The organism is Pseudomonas sp. BIC9C, assembly GCF_034541995.1.
Taxonomy (GTDB): Bacteria; Pseudomonadota; Gammaproteobacteria; order Pseudomonadales; family Pseudomonadaceae; genus Aquipseudomonas; species Aquipseudomonas fluorescens_CC.
The window spans coordinates 453,815-472,043 of record NZ_JAWDGM010000001.1; the positions used below are offsets into that span (position 1 = coordinate 453,815).

Annotated in this window: 30 protein-coding genes; 8 read left to right on the forward strand and 22 right to left on the reverse strand. The window is 58.0% G+C overall.

Translation table 11 applies throughout. The features are described from left to right. Positions 1-3: 3 nt before the first annotated feature. The 22 genes from RS887_RS02150 to RS887_RS02255 form a co-directional block, all read right to left on the reverse strand. Positions 4-174, reverse strand: a complete 171-nt coding sequence (locus RS887_RS02150; RefSeq protein WP_322614211.1) for a hypothetical protein — start codon at positions 172-174, stop codon at positions 4-6. 9 nt (positions 175-183) lie between these two features. Then, complete coding sequence (locus RS887_RS02155; RefSeq protein ID WP_322614212.1) at positions 184-516, reverse strand: head-tail adaptor protein; 333 nt, start codon at positions 514-516, stop codon at positions 184-186. Then, entirely contained in the window at positions 516-815 is a 300-nt protein-coding gene (locus RS887_RS02160) for a head-tail connector protein (protein WP_322614213.1), read from the reverse strand. Before RS887_RS02160 ends, RS887_RS02155 begins: the two co-directional genes overlap by 1 nt. After that, complete coding sequence (locus RS887_RS02165) at positions 816-1,019, reverse strand: hypothetical protein (protein WP_322614214.1); 204 nt, start codon at positions 1,017-1,019, stop codon at positions 816-818. A 54-nt stretch (positions 1,020-1,073) separates the two neighbouring features. Then, positions 1,074-2,282 carry a phage major capsid protein gene (locus tag RS887_RS02170; RefSeq protein ID WP_322614215.1) on the reverse strand — a complete coding sequence of 403 codons (1,209 nt, stop codon included), beginning with the start codon at positions 2,280-2,282 and terminating at the stop codon, positions 1,074-1,076. Continuing rightward, positions 2,279-2,923: an HK97 family phage prohead protease gene (locus RS887_RS02175; RefSeq protein ID WP_322614216.1), complete on the reverse strand. Its 645-nt coding sequence runs from the start codon at positions 2,921-2,923 to the stop codon at positions 2,279-2,281. Before RS887_RS02175 ends, RS887_RS02170 begins: the two co-directional genes overlap by 4 nt. Further along, the gene (locus RS887_RS02180; protein WP_322614217.1) at positions 2,907-4,124 is read right to left on the reverse strand and encodes a phage portal protein; all 1,218 of its coding nucleotides are present in this window, start codon (positions 4,122-4,124) and stop codon (positions 2,907-2,909) included. The genes RS887_RS02175 and RS887_RS02180 overlap by 17 nt, the downstream gene beginning before the upstream one ends. 2 nt (positions 4,125-4,126) lie before the next feature. After that, a complete protein-coding gene (locus RS887_RS02185) occupies positions 4,127-5,806 on the reverse strand; it encodes a terminase large subunit (protein WP_322614218.1) in 1,680 nt (559 codons plus the stop codon). A 3-nt stretch (positions 5,807-5,809) separates the two neighbouring features. Beyond that, the gene (locus RS887_RS02190) at positions 5,810-6,286 is read right to left on the reverse strand and encodes a terminase small subunit (protein ID WP_322614219.1); all 477 of its coding nucleotides are present in this window, start codon (positions 6,284-6,286) and stop codon (positions 5,810-5,812) included. Between the two features lie 130 nt (positions 6,287-6,416). Further along, the gene (locus RS887_RS02195) at positions 6,417-6,755 is read right to left on the reverse strand and encodes an HNH endonuclease (protein WP_322614220.1); all 339 of its coding nucleotides are present in this window, start codon (positions 6,753-6,755) and stop codon (positions 6,417-6,419) included. Further along, positions 6,755-7,084 (reverse strand): phage holin, lambda family, encoded by a 330-nt coding sequence (locus tag RS887_RS02200; RefSeq protein WP_322614221.1) that lies wholly within the window; start codon positions 7,082-7,084, stop codon positions 6,755-6,757. The genes RS887_RS02195 and RS887_RS02200 overlap by 1 nt, the downstream gene beginning before the upstream one ends. A 337-nt stretch (positions 7,085-7,421) precedes the next feature. Next, positions 7,422-7,967, reverse strand: a complete 546-nt coding sequence (locus RS887_RS02205) for a hypothetical protein (RefSeq protein ID WP_322614222.1) — start codon at positions 7,965-7,967, stop codon at positions 7,422-7,424. Positions 7,968-8,082: 115 nt separating this feature from the next. After that, positions 8,083-8,424, reverse strand: a complete 342-nt coding sequence (locus RS887_RS02210) for an antiterminator Q family protein (protein ID WP_322614223.1) — start codon at positions 8,422-8,424, stop codon at positions 8,083-8,085. A gap of 15 nt (positions 8,425-8,439) precedes the next feature. Then, positions 8,440-8,760: a hypothetical protein gene (locus RS887_RS02215; RefSeq protein ID WP_322614224.1), complete on the reverse strand. Its 321-nt coding sequence runs from the start codon at positions 8,758-8,760 to the stop codon at positions 8,440-8,442. After that, a complete protein-coding gene (locus RS887_RS02220) occupies positions 8,757-8,960 on the reverse strand; it encodes a hypothetical protein (protein ID WP_322614225.1) in 204 nt (67 codons plus the stop codon). The genes RS887_RS02215 and RS887_RS02220 overlap by 4 nt, the downstream gene beginning before the upstream one ends. A 2-nt stretch (positions 8,961-8,962) precedes the next feature. Beyond that, positions 8,963-10,249 carry a site-specific integrase gene (locus tag RS887_RS02225; protein ID WP_322614226.1) on the reverse strand — a complete coding sequence of 429 codons (1,287 nt, stop codon included), beginning with the start codon at positions 10,247-10,249 and terminating at the stop codon, positions 8,963-8,965. Continuing rightward, entirely contained in the window at positions 10,246-10,677 is a 432-nt protein-coding gene (locus RS887_RS02230; RefSeq protein WP_322614227.1) for a VRR-NUC domain-containing protein, read from the reverse strand. The genes RS887_RS02225 and RS887_RS02230 overlap by 4 nt, the downstream gene beginning before the upstream one ends. Next, positions 10,674-10,877, reverse strand: coding sequence for a hypothetical protein (locus RS887_RS02235; protein WP_322614228.1), 204 nt, complete (start codon positions 10,875-10,877; stop codon positions 10,674-10,676). The genes RS887_RS02230 and RS887_RS02235 overlap by 4 nt, the downstream gene beginning before the upstream one ends. Then, a complete protein-coding gene (locus RS887_RS02240; protein WP_322614229.1) occupies positions 10,870-11,634 on the reverse strand; it encodes a replication protein P in 765 nt (254 codons plus the stop codon). Before RS887_RS02240 ends, RS887_RS02235 begins: the two co-directional genes overlap by 8 nt. Further along, complete coding sequence (locus tag RS887_RS02245; RefSeq protein WP_322615246.1) at positions 11,634-12,407, reverse strand: helix-turn-helix domain-containing protein; 774 nt, start codon at positions 12,405-12,407, stop codon at positions 11,634-11,636. Before RS887_RS02245 ends, RS887_RS02240 begins: the two co-directional genes overlap by 1 nt. An 11-nt stretch (positions 12,408-12,418) precedes the next feature. Continuing rightward, positions 12,419-13,162 carry a phage antirepressor KilAC domain-containing protein gene (locus RS887_RS02250; RefSeq protein ID WP_416339932.1) on the reverse strand — a complete coding sequence of 248 codons (744 nt, stop codon included), beginning with the start codon at positions 13,160-13,162 and terminating at the stop codon, positions 12,419-12,421. Between the two features lie 407 nt (positions 13,163-13,569). Continuing rightward, the gene (locus RS887_RS02255) at positions 13,570-13,773 is read right to left on the reverse strand and encodes a Cro/CI family transcriptional regulator (protein WP_322614230.1); all 204 of its coding nucleotides are present in this window, start codon (positions 13,771-13,773) and stop codon (positions 13,570-13,572) included. Between the two features lie 26 nt (positions 13,774-13,799). Here RS887_RS02255 and RS887_RS02260 point away from each other — a divergent pair, with 26 nt between their 5' ends. The 8 genes from RS887_RS02260 (at position 13,800) to RS887_RS02295 (ending at position 18,213) form a co-directional block, all read left to right on the forward strand. Further along, a complete protein-coding gene (locus RS887_RS02260) occupies positions 13,800-14,690 on the forward strand; it encodes a LexA family transcriptional regulator (protein WP_322614231.1) in 891 nt (296 codons plus the stop codon). 106 nt (positions 14,691-14,796) lie between these two features. Next, positions 14,797-15,045: a DUF1654 domain-containing protein gene (locus RS887_RS02265; RefSeq protein WP_322614232.1), complete on the forward strand. Its 249-nt coding sequence runs from the start codon at positions 14,797-14,799 to the stop codon at positions 15,043-15,045. 349 nt (positions 15,046-15,394) lie between these two features. Beyond that, positions 15,395-15,778 (forward strand): helix-turn-helix transcriptional regulator, encoded by a 384-nt coding sequence (locus RS887_RS02270; protein WP_322614233.1) that lies wholly within the window; start codon positions 15,395-15,397, stop codon positions 15,776-15,778. Positions 15,779-15,792: 14 nt separating this feature from the next. Then, positions 15,793-15,954 carry a hypothetical protein gene (locus RS887_RS02275; protein WP_322614234.1) on the forward strand — a complete coding sequence of 54 codons (162 nt, stop codon included), beginning with the start codon at positions 15,793-15,795 and terminating at the stop codon, positions 15,952-15,954. A gap of 63 nt (positions 15,955-16,017) precedes the next feature. Next, entirely contained in the window at positions 16,018-16,455 is a 438-nt protein-coding gene (locus RS887_RS02280) for a tellurite resistance TerB family protein (RefSeq protein WP_176987178.1), read from the forward strand. A gap of 354 nt (positions 16,456-16,809) precedes the next feature. Then, positions 16,810-17,316 (forward strand): hypothetical protein, encoded by a 507-nt coding sequence (locus RS887_RS02285; RefSeq protein ID WP_322614235.1) that lies wholly within the window; start codon positions 16,810-16,812, stop codon positions 17,314-17,316. Then, complete coding sequence (locus RS887_RS02290) at positions 17,313-17,774, forward strand: hypothetical protein (RefSeq protein WP_322614236.1); 462 nt, start codon at positions 17,313-17,315, stop codon at positions 17,772-17,774. Before RS887_RS02285 ends, RS887_RS02290 begins: the two co-directional genes overlap by 4 nt. A gap of 91 nt (positions 17,775-17,865) precedes the next feature. Next, positions 17,866-18,213: a hypothetical protein gene (locus RS887_RS02295; protein WP_322614237.1), complete on the forward strand. Its 348-nt coding sequence runs from the start codon at positions 17,866-17,868 to the stop codon at positions 18,211-18,213. Positions 18,214-18,229 lie beyond the last annotated feature (16 nt).

Below are 18,229 nucleotides of genomic sequence, written 5' to 3' on the forward strand. Positions count from 1 at the left end.
GGGCTACTCCTTGGCCTTGCCGGGCTTGTCGGAAGCAGGTGTTGCCTCAGCAACGGGCTCCACCAGACCTCGCTGGATCAGGTCGGCGCCAAGCTTGGCGTCTACCGTGAATTCTTCACCCTTCTCCCGATCACCAGTGGCGCCGGAAAGGATGCCCAAGGCAATGACTTTCATGATTAACCTCTATGGATTGGGTACGTTTGAACACGGCAGGCGAAGCATCGTGCTGTCGTTGTCGAGCAGTACTGCCTCGATCAGGTAAGTTTTGGTGATTCCGCCGACTACCTCCACAAGGCGGCAGCCGGCAACCACATCCCGCCGCGGTCGGACACGGATTTCGGCGGTGACAATGGCCGTCAACTGCTCAGCCACCGGCGCAATGCGGCCGGTTGGCAGTGTGATTTCTGCCCAAAGTTTGCCGATCTCTGCCCAGGTGACATTGAAGCCGCCCGAACCATTGGGGACGCGCACCTGCGCCTGAAGTGCGCAGCGGTGTTTCATCGGGCCAGCTCTCATCAGAAACGCTTCCTGTACCAGAGCAACCTTTCGACTGCGAGCGGAACAGCCGAGGAAATCGTCCCGACCACCACGGCCTCGCGGTTTGAGTACCAGTGCCCGACCAGCAGCAGAATGGCCTGCTCAACATCCGGAGTCAGCCCCATCTGCTCGGGCTCCTCCGGATCAGCCTCGACCAGCACCCGATCGCAATGCATAGCCACGTGAGACTTGGCCGACTCGATGTAGCCCGTGATGATCGAATCCTCTTCATCGCCATCCACCCGCAGGTGGAGCTTCACGCGGGCAAGGTCGATCATCTACTTGGTCTCGTTTGGCTTCGCCGATCGGCCAGATTTCGGAGCCGTATTCTCATCGTCCAAGACCGCCAGGCCTTTGCCGATCAGTTGATAGGCATACTCCTCGTCTTCCAGATCCAAAGTCTCGCCAGCAGCGATGCGGCCATTGTTGATCTTGACCTTGTCAGGGTCACCCTCGAAGCCCCACAGAACTTTGACTTTCATAGCCTTCTCCACAAAAAAGGGACCAATAGGCCCCTGGATAAAAGAATGACGAGATCAAGCCTGAGGCTTGAAGCGACCTTTCACGAACGCGTAAGGACGGCGCACAGCCAGACCTAGGCGCTCCTCTACCAGGATGGCGCGCTTGTTCTTGATGAAGTCGTCATTGATCATGCCCACCTTGATGGTGAACGCCATTCGGTCGTAGATCCGCGCGCCCTGGGCAAACGATCCGGTCAGGAACTCACCACCGGTGGTGGTGCCATCCCCTTCATCCATGCTGTCAGAGGCTACGACCGGACGACCCCACAGGATCGGAGTTACCAGGCCCTGCAGGTTGGCGAACAAGTAGCGGTTCTGGGAGTCCTTCTCCAACTCGATGTTCATCCAGTCGAGATCGGTCATGACTACCGCATCTGCCGAGCGCTTCGATTGCTTGCCGACTTGGTACAAGGCACGGCGAACGGTATCGATTGCAGTGTCGTTAGCCTTGCTCAGCGCGGCATTGAACAGGGTGGCCTGGGTCATGATGCCATTGAGGTTCTTGCCGGTACCGTCCCCCTTCAACAGCTGACCTTCCTTCTTCAACTTCAGGTCGTAGCGCAGCAGTTCCTGGATGTAGCTGTAGAGCTGCGGAACGTCGTCCAGCGCCTCGTCGGTAACCGGCATCCATACCGCAATCTTCTTGACTGTGTCGGTGGCCTCTTCAAAGGTCACGTCGCTGGATGGCTTTGCCTCGCCTTCGGCAACCATGCCGGCACCCAGGGTATGCAGCAGCTCCTTGAAGTAGGTGAAGCTGGTGCCGGTGACTGGCGTCGATGGAATCAGGTCCTGAATCACCAGGTTCTGCCGCGGCTTGTCCTGGATGATCGGGTCATACTGAGGCGCCACCAGTCCAGCACTGGTCACCTTGGCTTCGGACATGGTGGCCATAGCCGATTTGGTAATCTCGATTTCTGCCCGGTCCTGCTTCTTGTCCAACAGGGATTTGTAATCGTCGTTGCCCTTCACGAAGTCGATGAAGCCTTTTTGCTCACCACCAGGCGAGCGCAAGCGAACACCCTTCTGTTCCAGATCCTGCACCTGATCGATGACTCGTTGCAGTTCACCCTTCTGGTTTTCGATCTGGGATTTAAGGTCTGTGGTGACCTGATTACCTTTTTCGAGTTCCGCAGCGACGTGGTCGTACTTTTTCTGCAGACCGCCGAAACCTTCTTTGAGTTGGGTTTCGAGGGCATCGCGAATTTCTTTAACATCAGCGGTCATGGCTGAACTCCAAATTGAGTTATGAACAGGTTGGATATTTCTTTCAGCTCATCCACGATCGCCGTGGCCGCGGTACCACCATCACGGTGAACTGCGGAGTAGCCGAGCGAGGCGACTGCTGCCGCCTCCTTTTGTGAGAGCCCCATGCGTTCGCGTAGGGCGGCTTCAAAAAGTCGAATGTCCGACTTCACGTCGGTGATCTTCGCTTCCGGGTTCATGCCGAACGGCACGATCGACGCTTCCCAAAGCTCTGCCTGTTTGATGACCCGGACCGTTCGGCCGGCTCGCTCTTCGAGATTGGAGACGAGGGTGTTGAAGCCGATCGACATGCTGTCGAGCGTGCCCTCCTTCATCAGCTCGTAAGCGTCACGCGCGTAGCTGACGGCGAGGTTGATCTTGCCTTTCAGATACAGGCCGTGATCGTCCTGGGTGAATTCAGATGACCCCACCAGCCGGGTCAGGTCATGGAACAGGGCCAGCTTCAAGCGACCGGCGCGGGTGGTTTTCACTTTGGTGAAGGCACCCGGAAGGATCACGTCATCGCCAAGATCGATGTTGCTGAACACCGCCGCGTAGCCCTCAAAGTTTCCCGCGTCGTCGACGGCCTTTACCTCGAAGGGAACTTCAAGTTTGCTGAACATTGGTCTGCATCTCCCACCGGGTGACCCGGTCGTACTCCGCTCCGGACAGGGGCGGCAGGTTCTCTTTTTTTCGAACGTCGTTGACGGACATCCAGCCAGATCCGCCGGAACCACCGAGGGCTGCCTGGAAATAAGTGGCGCGGCCAGCGCTATCGGCGCGCAGTAATCCCTCGACCACGAACTCGACGAATCGCGAGGAGGAACGAAACATCTTGTCGTTGAGCTCGTCCTCGACCGCATCGATGTAGGGCTTGAGGCCGAAGGTGATGAACCCGGTGAGCTGCTGCTCAAGGTTCGAACCCATGATCGAGGTCTTGTTGGCACGATTGGCCAGCCACAGCGGAACGCCGTAGATGCCGGCCATCGCCTCTTCCTGGAACTGTTGAGACTCGATGAACTGCGCGTCTTTCTGACTGAGGCCGGCCGGCACAATCTTGGGATTGCCCTGCAGAATGGCCATCTTGCCGATGTCCGCCGAATCGCCCTGCCGGACGTCCGGGAACTTCTCCATGACCTGCGCCTGTTGTTGTTTGGTCAGGAACTGCTCGTAAATCACATAGCCGCCGGTGAAACCGCCCTTGCGCATGAAGCGGGAAGACCAATCCTGACCCGCCTTGGCAAGGCCCATGGTTTCGGCCTGGTATTCGATGGGCGACAACCCGGTGACGCCATCCAGACTGAACAGCTTGAAGTGCAGCATGTTCTCGGGGGATACCGGGAACGGCGCCCCATCCTTTGGCGCCACCCAATAAATCAGTTCACCGTCGGTGTCGATGGATACCGTGTCCGTGGAGACGGGCACCAAACCGATCGGCGTGCCGTGGACATTGCGCTCAATCAGCGCAAACGCATTCCCCCTCATCGCCATGTTCACAACGATGAACTTCAGAAAGTTCAGCATCGTCATGTAGGGATTGGGTTTACGCAGAAGCTTTAACGCACGATCGTTTTCCGGGACCTGCTCCCGGCCCGTTGTTTTGTCGTCGTACAGTTTCAGCGGTAAGCCGCTGAGAGATTCCGACAGGATCTTCACGCAGGACCAGACCATGCTGATCGACAGTGCGGTCTTGGTCGTGATGGTGACGCCGGCTTTGGTTCGCTTGCCGCCGACCTCCATCTCCACTTCGACATAGTCGCCCGTGTTCGGATCGGTGTAACCGAAGAACCGCCAGGTGCTGGGGTTGTACCAACGAAATGCCATGGTCAGCCTACTAGTCCGAAGAATCCGTTATTGAGGTAATCGTCCAGGCCGCCGCGGGCCTCAGGGTTGAGGGCCATTAGCGACACGGCGTTGAAGGTGGCCATGAGCGGGTCAATTTTTGCGGTGCCAGAGGCCTGCTTGGTGATCAGGAAGGCGTTGGCTGAAGGAACGCCCTTGGCATTACCGCAGGCCCAGGCCATCAGCGGTTGCCCGCAGTGGAGCAGCGAGCCATCGGCAAGACGGCGCTCGGTGGTCTTGATCGCACCGGTGAGTTTCCAGCCCTGCGAGATGCCTACGATCTGCTCTTCTTCGATGCCGACATCGGCCAGCGCGTCGAGCACCGCGCCGATACCCGCCGGGTCGAGCCCGACCTTATCCAGAAGCCCTGCCTGATTGATCCGCGCAACGATAGCGGCGAACTGATCGACGTCGTCACCGATCTTGTCCACGATGGTGAGGTCGCCGGTGGCTTGTAGATCCAGCAGACGAGGCGCTTCGGACTTGCGCCGTTCGAGCACGGAGGGATGCGCCCAGGCGTGCGCCCAGTGCAGCCATGTGCGCGAGTCTCGAACCCGACCGACCGCCGACAGGCCGAGCAGGTCATCGAGGCCACCACCATCACCGCCCACCTCGATGACTTCACACTGCTCGAGCAAATCATCCAGCGTCATGCCCGCCCTGGCCTGCGCCTCCCAAAATTCGGCACCAACCCAATTGTCGGACATCAGCGCCAGGCCGATCTCGATGTTCAGGTGTTTGGCCAGGAAGCCGCGAATCTCGGCCTCGCCGTCAATCTCCGCCTGCATGAACAGGCGCTCCAGCGTTGGCCGGTCTACGGAGTAGTTGATGTTCGGGTTTACCAAGTGGAAGTTTTCAGGCTTCCGCGCGTCGCCGCTTTTGATCATCTCCTGCGAGAATTCGTAGATGATCGGCAGGAACCGGTTGTCATCGATCCGGCCATCCCGCACGCCGCGGGCATAGTTCAACTTCGATCTGAAGACACCGGCCGGCGGTTCGTTCGATTGGGTTGTCAGCCAGATGATGAAACCTTCGGGTCGGGACAGCAGACCGCCCGTGGCTTCGCGGATCATGTCCGCCGCTTTCGGGTTCTTGCCGAACAGCCAAGTTTCATCGATCAGGACGCCGACGGCCTTCTTGCCACCAACCACGTCGCTATCTGCGGCCACCACCTTCAGAGTGGCGCCCGTCTCGCGGTGAGTAATGAGCCGCAGGTGCGGCTGGACGTGCAGCAGTGTTTTCAGCTCGTCGTCGTTGTTGACCATGTCCTTGGCTGGGACGAAGGCGTTATCCGCAATCTCCTTGGTAGGAGCCAGGATGATGAACTCGGCCGATAGCCGCCAGTTGCGCACCAGTGCGGTCAGCATGATCGCCGCCGCAATGGTCGACTTACTGTTCTTCTTCGGAATGCAAAGCATGAACTCCCGAATCAGTCGCTCGCCGGTCTCGCTGTTGTAGCTGCCGAACACAGCGCCGGCGAACGCCAGAACCCAAGGCGCACATGCAGACTCAATCGTCGGGCTGCCGGGTGCATCCACAATCTTCAGGCCCTTGAAGACCTCAAGGCTTTCCTCGGCCTCCAATGGAAACAGCGGCGGCGGAATGATGGACTCGCCCGCAGAAAGCCGCCGCCACCAGTCCGGGCAGGCGGTAGTCCACTGCATAGATCACCCCTTGACGATTGATAGGGGCGGTTTGCCCTGTGCGTACCGGCCCTTCCCCGCCTGCTTCGCAGCATCGGCAACGGCTTCTTTCTTCCCTTGATCGGCAACCTTGCCGTGGATGTATGGCATCAGCGCCTTGGCGGCGTCGACACGAAGCCTCGGCTCGGCGGCCTGCTCGTTCATGACCGCTACTAGGAAGTCGCGAGGGTCGTCGAACTCGGCGAAGACCAGGCCATCTTCGGGCGGCCCAGCCTCCGCTGGCGAGTTAACTTTCCCCGCAGCTTTAACTTCTGCCGGAGTGGCGTTCTTCACTCGAGTCTTGCGAGCAATCGCGGCGATGACGTCGGGGTCCTTCGCCAGCTTGGAGCCCGCCTGCGACGCGGTTTTCTCGGAGTATCCGGCAGCGATTGCCGCGTCTCTTTTCGAGGCTCCCGACTGCAAAGCGTCAGCAAACCGTCGCTTTTTGTCGGTTAAAGCCATGGTTAACTTTTCCGTAAATTGGGAAAAAATGTGTGCGTGCGGTCGAGGGCGGTCTAGTCCCCGGTCGGGGCCAGATTTTTACCCCCCCCCGGGTCAGAGGCCTGATTACGCACCAAGACGGTGCGCCGAATTAACCAGCGAGTCCGGCTGCTTCCTCGGCCTGCTTGACCGAGTCATGGCAGGGTTTGCACAGGGACTGCCAGTTGGTCTCATTCCAAAACAGCTCCTGATCACCTCGATGCGGAACCTTGTGGTCCACCACGCTGGCCGCAGCGGTCAGGCCTTGGCGTGCGCAGTAAACACAAAGCGGGTGATCGAGCAGGTAACGCTCTCGCGCCTTCTGCCATTTGTAACCATAACCGCGCTGCGTGCTGGTCTTGTCACTTCTCCAGCTGCCTGGGGTGATTACCTTGAGGCGAGAGCCTGCACCCTCCTTTACCCGAGAGCTCAGCGTCTTCAGTCGGACCATTACTCAGCCCTTCGAGGTAGTTTGAAGTCAGCGAACCGATCAGCCAGGTCAGCGATCTTCTTCACGCCGAGGAAGCCGATGAACACTCCGGCAGCCGTGGCGAAGTTCTGAGGTAGACCGAAGTACTCAAGCAGCGGGATCAATCCGATGGTGATCAGCGTGCAGAGCGAGGCCTCAAGCAGCGCCTGTCGCCGTGTGCCACCGCCGTAGATGATGCGCAAGGCCCCCACTACGAAGGACAACGCACCGGCGTAGATCGTCGGCGAGTGCTGGCTCAGCCACGCGAATACCAGCAGCCAGGTATCTGGTTTATCGGGCATGTTTGGCATCTCGGTATCCTCCCTTTCGGGGAGTACGTTAGATCCGGCCCCAGCAGCACTCCCAGCTCGGAGCAATGGGTGTGGTGGAGCCGAAAACAAAAAAGCCCCGGCAAATGCCGAGGCTTGTCATGAGGCAGAGGACCGGTGCGGATTTCCGGCTTCATAGGTTCGATCGCTGGATCGCATACCTCAAACTCTTATCGCGCTGCCCCACAGTGACCGCACGGGTTTGTGAGACACCACTACCGACTTATCGCGTCAGCCTGCGCTTCGTCTGCATTAAAATGCCCAGTTCGATGGCTTGGCTACTTACAACTTGCTGGACATACAATGTCTTGATCAATACTTACACAAGAAGCGCTTGCTCTTCATGCTCTAAAGCTCTGAGGGCAGCACCTACTTTTTCGTTTATCGCCGAATATTCAACGGTTGCTACGTCCAACAATTTATCCGCCTCTTCCTTCGACAACACCAAAGTCATGCGGGAGCAAGTTGAAGATAATTTACCACTCGACTCCCTAACCTCCTGATCACTAACCCGTACTCTCATAAGGGTAACTGCTCGAAAGTGGTTTCTGACCCTTTCACTCAGCTCTTCAGACATTTCGGTCAGGCCCCAGACATCCGTTTCGCGAAACGCTTTCAAGTCGTGCATATAATTCAAGTTTGAAGAACGCATCATGTCCGCTAGGGCAATCTGCAAGTCACCGAGCGCTTTTCGCTGAAGATCAATCCGCTGCAAAAGGATAATTTCTTTTCGCTTTTCAACTCTTGATTCTCTTTCAACAGCAACCTTTCTGTTATCTGTCCACGCATCAAAAACAGCTTTCAGAAAAACACCAACAACCAGCGTGACTACTGGAAACCAAATTGATGGGTTGATCCCTTCCACTTCATCATCCTTAAGAAATCACAACACAAAAAGCAAAAAACCCAACTCAAGAGTCGGGCTTTGCTCGCGGAAAAACCGCAAAGTAACTGAAATCTATAGTTCGACCCCGGTCCTGTCAAGCGGCCTGACGACGAATATCGAGAGCACCATCAATCCAGGCTATTCCTGCCTTCCAAAGCTGTCGCGTCTTCTCTTCGCCGAAGCCCAGCTTCTTACCGACATCGACCAGCGCCTTGTCACGCGAGGTGTAGTACTTCATCAGAACATTACCGCATTCCGGGTAGCGCTTCAGCAGTCGCCCCATCAGTCCGTCAATCATCAGTGCGTCGTCGTCAGTGATCATCGGTGTGTGCAACGTGTTCTCGCGAGATGCGCAGCAGGACACGCCAGACCCCAGCACCACCCAGCGCCCCCAATGCTCCAGCAGGTCTTCGGAGGTGCGCTCGGTGAAACTCATTGTTCTTGCCATCGATCAATCCCCTGTGAAGTTGGTGCCGCCGGCGCCGCGGCGGTTATTCCGTTCGTACTGTGCAGCCGGACCCGACATCAGGGGCTCGCGCTTCAATAGTTCAACTTGGTGTTCGGCGGCCTGGAGCCGGATGCTCAGTTGGGTTACCAGCACCTCCAGCGGCAGCGGTTCGCCAGTCTCAGCAGTGACCCATCCGGCGGCGTTGCACTGCACGCAGGCCAGCTCATGAAATACGCCCCTGATCACCGCACGTCCTCGGCAGGCCGGACACTTGGCCAAGTCCAACTGAGCAACACCGAAGGCTGGGCTGTGTGACTTCTTCATTTGGCCTCCAGCAGCTGCTTGTGCACCGCGTAAATATCGTCGCCGTCCGAGCAGTGAGTGGTGTGCTTAACCATGTGCCGTTCGCCCGTCGACATCTTCACGTCAAGCACCTGCCAGCCGTTTGAGCTGCGGATCACCATTGAGCTGACTTCGGTGGGGTTAACGGCGAGGCCGGTGTGCCTTTCGAGCAAAATCATCATTTTTAAACCTCGCCTATGGTTGATTCTTGAATGGCCTTGCAGCCCTTGTGTTCCGTGGCTTCCAGCGGATTACCCGAATTTTCGTTTCTACCGTCCTTCAACCCGTGAATCAGGGAAAAACCCTTGGTGTCTAAATGGCCGTGCCACAGTTCGAGGGCGGCGCGCTTACGCTCTTCGACGGTCGTGTGGATGTAGGCCTGCACGTTGTGGCCCATGGCGTGGTTGATCAGCATCTCGCCAATCAGGAAGTCGATCCCGAGGTCTGCCCACCCGGTCCTGGCCAACTTGCGCAGGTCGTGACTGCTCCACTCGCCCTTCCCCAACCCGGTGAACACGGCACTGGCCTGCCCTTCGCTCATGCCCTTACCGCTGTGGGAGCGAAACAGGCAGTCGCCGTCGTAATTGCTCGCCTGTTGCGCCGCTCGGTAGCGGATTAGAAGGTTGCAGACCTGCTCCGTCAGTGGGAGCGAGTGTTCGACGCGGGTCTTGGTGTTACCCACCGGCAGATACCAGGTGCGCTCGGGCAAGCTGATGTGCGACCACTGGGCTTTACGGGTTTCGCCGATGCGGGTGCCGTGGCACAGCATCATCAGCGCGAGCATGGCCGGCTGCGAGTCGAACTCGAAAAGCTCATGCAGCTGGCCCAGCAGGCCCTCGATCTGCACACCGCGAAGGCGCGCCGGCTTGGCCTTGATCTTGGTCTTGGAGAAGTCGCTGAACTTGATGCCTGCCATCGGGTTGACCGGAATCAGACCCAACGTGTGCGCCTGACGGCAGGCGACCACCAGCAGGCCGAAGATCAGCCGGACAAACTCCAGCGACAGCGTCTCCTGCAGCGGCCACATCAGTTGGGTGTCGAGGGTGCCGTGACGGACATCGGCCAATACCAAATCACCCACGCGCGGAATCAGGTGGCAGGCGATGGCCGACTTGCCCGTAGCCTTGCGCTTGTCGGAGAGGTTGCGGTCGCGGCTCATGCGGTCGGCGTACCAGTTCAACAGCTCGCCCAGTGTTGACCACGGCGATACGGCGGCACCCGCTTCCGGGTCGGTGCTCAGTCGCATGCGCAGGTCAGGCAACGCCGCCAACACGGCTTTCGCCGACAGGTCCGGATAGGCGCCAATCCGGTTCCACTTCTTGCGCACCACCAAGCTCCAGGTCCCACGTGGACGGGCCTCGGTGAATCGGAAGTACAACCCCGGGTGACGAGGATCACGCATCAGCACCGCGGCCGGATCATCGGCACGCCGACGAATCTCGGCATCGGAGAAGGCCACGGTCATTGTCATGCGGCCACCACTGTAGGAGCGAGTCGCAGGTAGGCGCGGATCTGCTCCATCGCGTCGAAGTGTCCACGGCACACTACCGCCAGATAACCCTGCTCATTGAGCTTGCGGATGCGTGCATGCTGACTGGGTGAGATAGGGGCATCGTTCGGCGGTGTCGCCTTGAACTCGATGTACAGGCCAAAGAACCCGCCGCGCGCCATGGTCAGCACCAGGTCAGGTATACCGGCCTTCACGCCCTGGGCTTTCAACTTGCCGGCGACCGCCTTCACGCGGTGCCCGCCGTTGGGCACGTGATACATCAACTCGAACACCGCCGGGTAGCGCAACTCAAGCTCGCGCATCAGGGCGGCCTGCTCCTGCCCTTCCCGGTCGACTGGCTTCGCGCGCAGGGTCCTTTGTTTGAAGAGTTTGGGTTTAGCGGGCGTCATACTGTTTCTCCAGTCAATCGGTCGATCACTTCAAAGGTCGAAGGCCACATCCGCGCACCGTAGGTTTTGGCCATCTCGACGGATCTGAAAATGGCCACAGCGTGGTCCTGCTCGAAGGTGAGGTCCCACTTGTAGCCACAGCAGTGCACAGCGAATCGGTACTCGGCAGGGTCTGTAGGAGCGAGATACGGGTTAGGCATGTTGAGCACCTCCGACAACCCGCGCCGACGGCTTCAAACCGAGGCGTCGCAAAAGCTGCTCACGCGCCGACTGACCATCTGTAGGAATACCCATCCTCGACACCTGGGCCTGCGCTACTCGCTCGGTCAGTTCGGAAGCCCACTCAACAGCAGATTTTTGGCTGTCATGGCCGATGCCGACGGCAATTTCTTCCAGGGGAAGCCCCTGCACTAGCCGGCGAATCGTGATGTCGTAAGCCCTGTCGAACACCTTGCTGGCCTTTTCCGGGATCAGGTCGCCGAGGTTATGCAGCTCGCATTGCAACGCGGCATGCCGGACAGCTGGATGCGACCAGGTGCGCTCGCCGAACCGACTCGGGTGGGAATTCTCCAGCGCCTCGCGGAAGGCCTTGTCGTGCGACGGAATACCCAGCATCTCAGGGGTGGGCTGGCACCACTTGATGAACTTCCCAACGCTCGGCGCAAAGTCTCCGCCGATCTGCCGGCAGTTCTGCAACCCGTACCGGATCTGCTCAAGAGTGTTGATCCCCGCAACGAGGAACGCCTTGATCCAGCTGCGCTTCGCCGCCTTCAGCGACTCATCATCCGGCCACGCCTGCTTCCAGGCCGGGAAGATTGCCTGCAATTCTTTGAACAGCGCGTTCACCACATCGGCGGTGCCCGGAGGAAGTTGCTTCGGCTGCACCAGCGCGACTGGCGGCAGGTTGCCCATCGTGCTGAGCAGTTGGTTCGTGCTGCGCGGCTTCTTGTTTTCCATCACAAATCCCCCAAATCGTCAGCCCAGCTGGTGTCGTTGAAATCAGGCTCTTGCCCCCGGCCTGCCGCCTGAACACGCTCACGCTTGACCCACTGGACAAGGCGATAGCACCAGCCAGCATTGGAGTCGAGGGTGTTGGGTTTCGCGCAGTGGAAGCCCTTGAACTTGCGAACCGCTTCGTCAGGGACGCAACCGATCGGCAGGCCCGCGATCGCGATCTGATCGGACAGAGACTTAGCGTCCGGCACCCAAAGGGCGAACATGGCGAAGCGAGCCGTGGAAGGAATGCATTCGGCGGCAGCCTGGTCTTGCCGAGAAGCTTCATCAGCCAAATCGCGCTGCAGCTGCTCTTCGGTTACCTGATGGTTAAGTGATGGATTGGGTGCAGATTCTGCACCCCGTTCTGTTCCAGGCTGCACCCCGTTCTGTTGTGAACTGCACCCCGTTGCGTCATCTGCACCCCGTTTTGTACGGGGTGCAAGATTTGCACCCCGCGATAGTTGAAGATCGTAAACGACTGGGCGGCGGTCATGACGGTCAATGTGCACGGCGGCGATGGCTTGATTGCCCTTCTGGATCAGGCCAACCTTCTCCAGATCGTCAAGCTTGTAGCGAACGGTACGCTCAGACAGGCCGGTGTCCTGCGCCAAGGTCGAGGCAGATGGAAAGGCGCCAGCGCCATTGGAACCGGCATAGTTCGCAAGGCACAGCAGCACATGACGCGCACTCGAGTCTTTCAGGGATTCAGTGGGCAAAGAGAGCGCCCAGGACATTGCTTGAACGCTCACAGCGAGGCTCCGATATTTTTTTCGGCCAGATAGGCAAGGCCTTTCGGGGTTACGAGAGGTTGAAAGGCAGCACGATCGGCACCGGTCTCCGGATCGCTTTTCAGCGCGGTGACCTTGTGGATCAGATAGCCGGAGGTGATGCGAGGTTGGTAGGCGGTCCAGCGCCTGGAGCCGCCGCGATGGAAGATCCAGCGGTTCTTTTCCATCCACCGGAACAACTTGGTTGGGGCGACCTGAAGCTGCTTGGCGGCATCACTGATGCAGATCGCACCGCCTGCCGAGGCAAGGCGCTTGATGGCGGCGACTTTCGGCGCCTGGTCCAGAATCACCAGGCGGAGTGACTGGTTTTCCTTTGCCTGATCGGCAGCAGCCTGGAGTGCCTCGGCATAGGTCGCCGGGATCTGGAACTGATCCGCCCTCGCCTCCAGCTCCTGCCAGCGATCAATGATCCGTGCGCGCAGCTCGACGCTGTAACCGGAGACCACCACCAGAGTGTCGCGCTGGGAAAGTAGGAACTCGCGATAGACCTGACCATTCTGCGGATGGACGTAGGGGGTGTCGTTTGAAGAAACGACACCCTTGGCAACCAAAGCCCGGACTGTTTTCAGCACGTTGTCATGGGTGCTGCCAGTGAGTTCGGCGATCTCGCGAGAAGACATAGTGTGTCGCGACACGTTTTGCGATTGCCCGAAAAGTGTCGCGACATGGCGGGTATTGCCGGGGGATGCGATCGTGTTCATAATGGCCCCTCAAGTGTTTTGCTGTTGAAGAAGCCGGTCTAGCCACCGGCTTTTTTGTGCCTGCGATTCAGGCGATTGCTTTCCCGCAGACGCGACCTATCCCGCCGACTGAGCTTTCGCCCTCAGCGTTCAATGTCCCCGCACGTCCTGATGTATTGCTGTCCATTTCCTTTCCCCTAATGGTCTTCCTGGTCGGATCTTTTTTACTGGATGAATCAACAGCTAACTCCGCGCGCTACCTCGACCCCCTGCTAAACCCGATACTGGTGCCACTCGACCTTCTCGTTATTTCTCAATGCTCCGAAGGTCTTCCCGCAACCGCTCAAGGTCTTCCTTGAGCAAATCGAGGTGGTGCTCCATGGCTTCCAGTCGTTCCAGTGGGCTTTCGGTGGCAGGCATAGCCCCCGCTATGCCGCAGACTTTTTTGGTCTGGCTGGAATCGGTCGAATTTCATTAGCCTCGAGTCGACCGTCGTTATGAATGGTGATTTCGATGCTTCTGCTGGAGCGAACCATTTGCGAAATCGCACTTTGGTTCACGCCAAGAGCAGCAGCCAGCGCGGCTTGAGTGCCGTGCTTTTCTAGGTATTGGCTCAAAGGAATCTTTTTCATGGAATTTCCACGGTTCGGTATCTGCCATGGATAGTAGCAGTGCTGCTTTTTACCAGCAACAAAATACTAGCAGCGCTATTTGTGATTTAAGCAGCGCTGCTAATAACCTTGTAACTATGAATAAACGACGACCGTTATCAGCCGAAGAAGTCGCCGAGAGCGTTAGGCTCAAAGCTATTTATGAAGCGAAAAAATCAGCCGCCAGAGCCTCAGGCCAGAGCCTTACGCAAGCAGATGTGGCCGAAGCTTGCGGCTGGTCAGGGCAAAGTGCATTTAGCCAATATGCTACTGGGAAGGTGCCTCTGAATCTTGAGGCGCTTCTTAAGCTAGCCAAAGCTCTTGATTTCAGCCCCGAGCAAGTGAGCACACGCCTTCTATCGATGGTGAGCCTCAACTCTGCACCGAGCGAAGTCGTTTCGGATCGTTCGACTGATCTAGTGCCCATGAGCATTTGGGACGAGGACACGCCGCTCGACGATGATGAGGTCGAGGTCCCGTATTTTGCTGAAGTCCAATTAGCCGCTGGAAGTGGTATGACGCACGTTGTCGAAGTCCCAGGAAGGAAGCTGCGCTTCTCCAAGGCCACCCTGCGCGAGGCCGGCGTGAACATCAATGACGCCATGTGTGCAAGGGTTCACGGCCGAAGCATGGAAAGAATGATTCTGGATGGAGCGGCTGTCGGCGTTGACCGAGGCCAGACGGAGATAATTGATGGCGAAATTTATGCCTTTGACCACGAGGGAATGCTTAGGACCAAGTACCTTTATAGGATGCCAGGCGGAAGCGTAAGGGCTCGTAGCGAGAACCATGAGGAGTATCCCGACGAGATTTTCACACCCGAGCAGATGGCAGAAATCCGGATTCTAGGTCGAGTATTTTGGTGGTCGACAGTTCGAAGGGCTCCGCGTCGGAAATAACCCGCAGCTCTTTGCTATCTTAGGAGTACGGATGTACTCCACCCGCTTGCCAAATTAAACAGCCTATCTATACTGGATATCCAACCAGTATAGATGAGCCTTACTCATGGCCAAAAAAGCCGCCGTACCTAAACAGCCGTCCTCTTACGATCTGCTCGCAATGCGTATCCAAAAAATCATCAATTCAACGGGCGCCCAAACCTCGAAGAGGGCGATCATCTACAAGGCCCCAGATGAATCGCTGGACGATTGGACGCAGTTGCTCGAAGAAATCTCCGAAGCCGACAACGTAACCGTGGCGCACCAGGATGATGGTGGCGTCCAGATTTTTTGGGTTGTACCGAAAGAAGACTGATTGAAGCGCACAAACCGAAGCCCGCCTATTGAGCGGGTTTTTTGTGGGTGCAAGAAATATTATTAGCAGTGCTATTTACAGCATTTAACAGCAGTGCTACTTTTGATTCATCGCAGCCGAGTACCAAAACAGGGATCGCAGCGAAGGACCTTAACAGGCCCGCTGCTCTTTAACAGCCCAGAAGACAACCCCCGACGCCAGACGGCGTTTGAGTTCGGGGAACAGTACGCAACACAGCATGCTTCCGTGCCCGGTAAATCGGCGCGCAAGGTTTGCTGAGCAGTACGGAGTTTTCACTGATGCACCTGGTTACCCGGGTGCATTGGGAAAACAACCGGGAGTCAACGCGATGGAAACAGAAATCGTAAATGGCACATGGAAGGGTCACCTCGGTCGTGGCCTAGCACCGCGAGAACTTCAGTTTCTTCTCTGGGTAGCCCTTGGGCTCACCGCAAAGGAAATCGCACGGGAGGTCGGCATTTCGCCAGCCACCGTAGCGAAGCGTCTCACCAACGCAATGTTCAAGCTCGGCGTTACCCGTCGCGCCGCCCTGGTGGCCGAAGCGATGCGCCGCCAAATCATTTCGCCGATGTGCTTTGTTCTGGCAGCGCTGATCGCCATGCACGCACTGCTAGATGGCGACTCAATGCGCCGCGATCGTCGAGTTCCTGAGCGCCGTATCGCCCAGGTCCGGACGGCAAAGCGCGCCGAAGCTTATGACCACCACGCATAACCCAGGAGAACTCCATGAAGCACGAAGCAGCAGTCGCAAAACTGACCCAGCACGCTCAGCAATGCGATGAAAACGCAGCAATCCAGCAAGACGAAGGCAAGTGGCAAGAAGCGAAATTCAACGAACGACTTGCAGGCGATTACCGAAAGGCAATCGAAGCGCTCCAGGCTGAATAGCATCACTTCTGCACCTTGGCGACAGGGTGCAGCGGGATGTAACCCAACCCAGAGGAAACACCCATGTTCGGTATTGGTAAGAAGTTGTTCGGCGCAAAGCGCGCAGTCAAGAAGCTGGAAAATCGCGACCTGATGCAGGCAATCGTCGGTGGCTGCCTGCTGGTTGCAGCATCGGATGGCGAGATCAGCAAGAACGAAGCGGCCCAAATCGATATCCAGATTCGGGCCAACAAGGCGCTGGAGCACTTCGGCTCCGAGATCACCAGCACCGTGAACCTGTTCACCGAGCAGCTGCAAGCTGGATTCCGCCTCGGCCGCATGAACATCCTGCGCGAGATCCGCGACATCAAGAACAACCCAGCCGACGCAGAAGAGGTGTTCGTGAACATGCTCACCGTTGCCGAAGGCGACGGCAACATCAGCCCCGAAGAGCTGAAGGTTCTCGGCGAGATCGGCAATGAGCTTGGCCTGCGCCTCAAAGACTTCGGTATTGAGGCGTGAGGCAGCGCCAAAGGCAGGCGCTGATCATCTCTGCCGCAGTCATCGCCCTGGCAGTCATTGCAAACAGCGTCATCAATCGCGGCATTTGCTCCTACTACGGCTACCAGACTGACAGAGAAACGAAATACGCCCCGTTCGTTGGCTGTATGGCGAAGGTCTCCGGCAACTGGGTACTGCGTAGCGAGCTGCGAGCCGTTCAATAGGCATCACTTCTGCCCATTCACTAAGTGGGCAGCGGGATGCGGATGTTTCTGCACCGCGCAACGCGGCCCCCTGCATAGGACCGGAAACAAATTGCACCTTTCCGGAATAGTTTTTCCACTCCCACCGAGGGCGACCGCCATGAAATAGACCATGACCCGAAATCACTGCATCTGTGAAAGGCCCGAACGTCCAACGGGCCTTTCTTTTGCCCGCGTTTACCCGTCAGCACTCTCCCCTGCGCCCAACGGCAACCAGCAGGCGGACAGAGTGCTGACGAATGAACGCCGCCCACAAAGAGGAAAGGACATGAATCATACAATCCAACAGCGCCGCGCCATCCTCGATGGGCTGCGCAAGCGCGCCACCATGGCCACCGCCGAGTTCTACCAAAAGGTCGGGATAACAGCTGCCGTGATATCGCCACGCTTCACCGTCGTGCCTCATGGAAACAATTTGTTCGGTGTGGTTGACCGCAAGACTGGCACCGAGCGCGCAGAGGTGGTGGGCCACATGAACGCCTGCCAGTCAGCGCAGAGTTTTGAGAGTGCCGCTCGCTTCACCCAGGCCGCGCATCTATCCATCGCAAATATTGCCCGCTGGACGCTTGTGTTCGCTGTGGTGCTTTTCGCATTTGTCTTCATGGGTGTGTCGCGATGAGCAAGCGAAAGCCCAACAACGGCTTCGCCCGGGCCGAGCGCAGCTGCCGAGCATTGCTCAGGACCAACCACGTCGCCGTCATCAACATCGACCCCAGCGGGTCGCAGATCATGGCGAACTGGAAGAGCTGCCGGCAGATCCGCAGCCTGCCCATCGCCAATGCCCTGTTCGACTTCTCCTATCACTGGACGATCTACATCAGCGCCATGTGTCGCGACGAGCGCGGCGGCGAGTACGTCAAGTCGGTCGAGATATCGCCAGAGGGCATCTACAAGGTCGAGCGCCTGACAGATGCCATTGAGCATTACTACCTGGAGCTGCGTAACAGCTGCAACCCGAACCACCTGGTGGCGTCTGGCTGGATCGCCATTCCCACCGAGGTATCGCTCGAAGAGGCGCAGGCCGCAAAGCTGTTCTACGCCGCCGGAGCTTGGCACCAAATCAAGGTGGCAGCGTGAAGCGCATCAACAACCAGGTGCGACAGCGCCTTCGCCAATCGCAATTCAACCTCCCCCCCAGCGGCCTGCAGGCCATCCCGGAGAAACAACCATGTCCACCGCAACCAATACCGCCGAATTCCTCGAGGAGCTGAACGGCGGCGCATTCGCCAGCCAGATCGGCCACGCCCTTTCCGAAGTAGCCGCTGGGGTTGTCGACCACGGCAAGGCCGGCAAGCTGGTGATCACCTTGGACTTCAGCCGGATCGGCGAATCCAGCCAAGTGAAGATCAAGCACAAGCTCGACTACAAGGTGCCGACCAAGCGCGGCACTCGAAGCGAGAACACCAGCCTGGACACGCCGATGCATGTTGGCTCCGGCGGAAAGATCACCCTCTTCGCTGAGAAGCACGATCAGCTTTTCACCCGCGAAGAAGCCCCAATCAAACCCCGCACTTGATTCACCCTCTCACAAG

Excerpts from the sequence above, each read along its gene's own strand:
- RS887_RS02200 (WP_322614221.1), bottom strand. The coding sequence starts at position 7,084 with ATGCCAAACATGCCCGATAAACCAGATACCTGGCTGCTGGTATTCGCG.
- RS887_RS02155 (WP_322614212.1), bottom strand. The coding sequence starts at position 516 with ATGAGAGCTGGCCCGATGAAACACCGCTGCGCACTTCAGGCGCAGGTG.
- RS887_RS02210 (WP_322614223.1), bottom strand. The coding sequence starts at position 8,424 with ATGAGTTTCACCGAGCGCACCTCCGAAGACCTGCTGGAGCATTGGGGG.
- RS887_RS02265 (WP_322614232.1), top strand. The coding sequence starts at position 14,797 with ATGGCCAAAAAAGCCGCCGTACCTAAACAGCCGTCCTCTTACGATCTG.
- RS887_RS02175 (WP_322614216.1), bottom strand. The coding sequence starts at position 2,923 with ATGTTCAGCAAACTTGAAGTTCCCTTCGAGGTAAAGGCCGTCGACGAC.
- RS887_RS02255 (WP_322614230.1), bottom strand. The coding sequence starts at position 13,773 with ATGAAAAAGATTCCTTTGAGCCAATACCTAGAAAAGCACGGCACTCAA.
- RS887_RS02275 (WP_322614234.1), top strand. The coding sequence starts at position 15,793 with ATGAAGCACGAAGCAGCAGTCGCAAAACTGACCCAGCACGCTCAGCAA.
- RS887_RS02290 (WP_322614236.1), top strand. The coding sequence starts at position 17,313 with ATGAGCAAGCGAAAGCCCAACAACGGCTTCGCCCGGGCCGAGCGCAGC.
- RS887_RS02285 (WP_322614235.1), top strand. The coding sequence starts at position 16,810 with ATGACCCGAAATCACTGCATCTGTGAAAGGCCCGAACGTCCAACGGGC.
- RS887_RS02270 (WP_322614233.1), top strand. The coding sequence starts at position 15,395 with ATGGAAACAGAAATCGTAAATGGCACATGGAAGGGTCACCTCGGTCGT.
- RS887_RS02170 (WP_322614215.1), bottom strand. The coding sequence starts at position 2,282 with ATGACCGCTGATGTTAAAGAAATTCGCGATGCCCTCGAAACCCAACTC.
- RS887_RS02215 (WP_322614224.1), bottom strand. The coding sequence starts at position 8,760 with ATGAAGAAGTCACACAGCCCAGCCTTCGGTGTTGCTCAGTTGGACTTG.
- RS887_RS02280 (WP_176987178.1), top strand. The coding sequence starts at position 16,018 with ATGTTCGGTATTGGTAAGAAGTTGTTCGGCGCAAAGCGCGCAGTCAAG.
- RS887_RS02150 (WP_322614211.1), bottom strand. The coding sequence starts at position 174 with ATGAAAGTCATTGCCTTGGGCATCCTTTCCGGCGCCACTGGTGATCGG.
- RS887_RS02235 (WP_322614228.1), bottom strand. The coding sequence starts at position 10,877 with ATGCCTAACCCGTATCTCGCTCCTACAGACCCTGCCGAGTACCGATTC.
- RS887_RS02230 (WP_322614227.1), bottom strand. The coding sequence starts at position 10,677 with ATGACGCCCGCTAAACCCAAACTCTTCAAACAAAGGACCCTGCGCGCG.
- RS887_RS02160 (WP_322614213.1), bottom strand. The coding sequence starts at position 815 with ATGATCGACCTTGCCCGCGTGAAGCTCCACCTGCGGGTGGATGGCGAT.
- RS887_RS02220 (WP_322614225.1), bottom strand. The coding sequence starts at position 8,960 with ATGATGATTTTGCTCGAAAGGCACACCGGCCTCGCCGTTAACCCCACC.
- RS887_RS02295 (WP_322614237.1), top strand. The coding sequence starts at position 17,866 with ATGTCCACCGCAACCAATACCGCCGAATTCCTCGAGGAGCTGAACGGC.
- RS887_RS02190 (WP_322614219.1), bottom strand. The coding sequence starts at position 6,286 with ATGGCTTTAACCGACAAAAAGCGACGGTTTGCTGACGCTTTGCAGTCG.
- RS887_RS02225 (WP_322614226.1), bottom strand. The coding sequence starts at position 10,249 with ATGACAATGACCGTGGCCTTCTCCGATGCCGAGATTCGTCGGCGTGCC.
- RS887_RS02165 (WP_322614214.1), bottom strand. The coding sequence starts at position 1,019 with ATGAAAGTCAAAGTTCTGTGGGGCTTCGAGGGTGACCCTGACAAGGTC.
- RS887_RS02245 (WP_322615246.1), bottom strand. The coding sequence starts at position 12,407 with ATGTCCTGGGCGCTCTCTTTGCCCACTGAATCCCTGAAAGACTCGAGT.
- RS887_RS02240 (WP_322614229.1), bottom strand. The coding sequence starts at position 11,634 with ATGGAAAACAAGAAGCCGCGCAGCACGAACCAACTGCTCAGCACGATG.
- RS887_RS02185 (WP_322614218.1), bottom strand. The coding sequence starts at position 5,806 with ATGCAGTGGACTACCGCCTGCCCGGACTGGTGGCGGCGGCTTTCTGCG.
- RS887_RS02250 (WP_416339932.1), bottom strand. The coding sequence starts at position 13,162 with ATGAACACGATCGCATCCCCCGGCAATACCCGCCATGTCGCGACACTT.
- RS887_RS02180 (WP_322614217.1), bottom strand. The coding sequence starts at position 4,124 with ATGGCATTTCGTTGGTACAACCCCAGCACCTGGCGGTTCTTCGGTTAC.
- RS887_RS02195 (WP_322614220.1), bottom strand. The coding sequence starts at position 6,755 with ATGGTCCGACTGAAGACGCTGAGCTCTCGGGTAAAGGAGGGTGCAGGC.
- RS887_RS02260 (WP_322614231.1), top strand. The coding sequence starts at position 13,800 with ATGGATAGTAGCAGTGCTGCTTTTTACCAGCAACAAAATACTAGCAGC.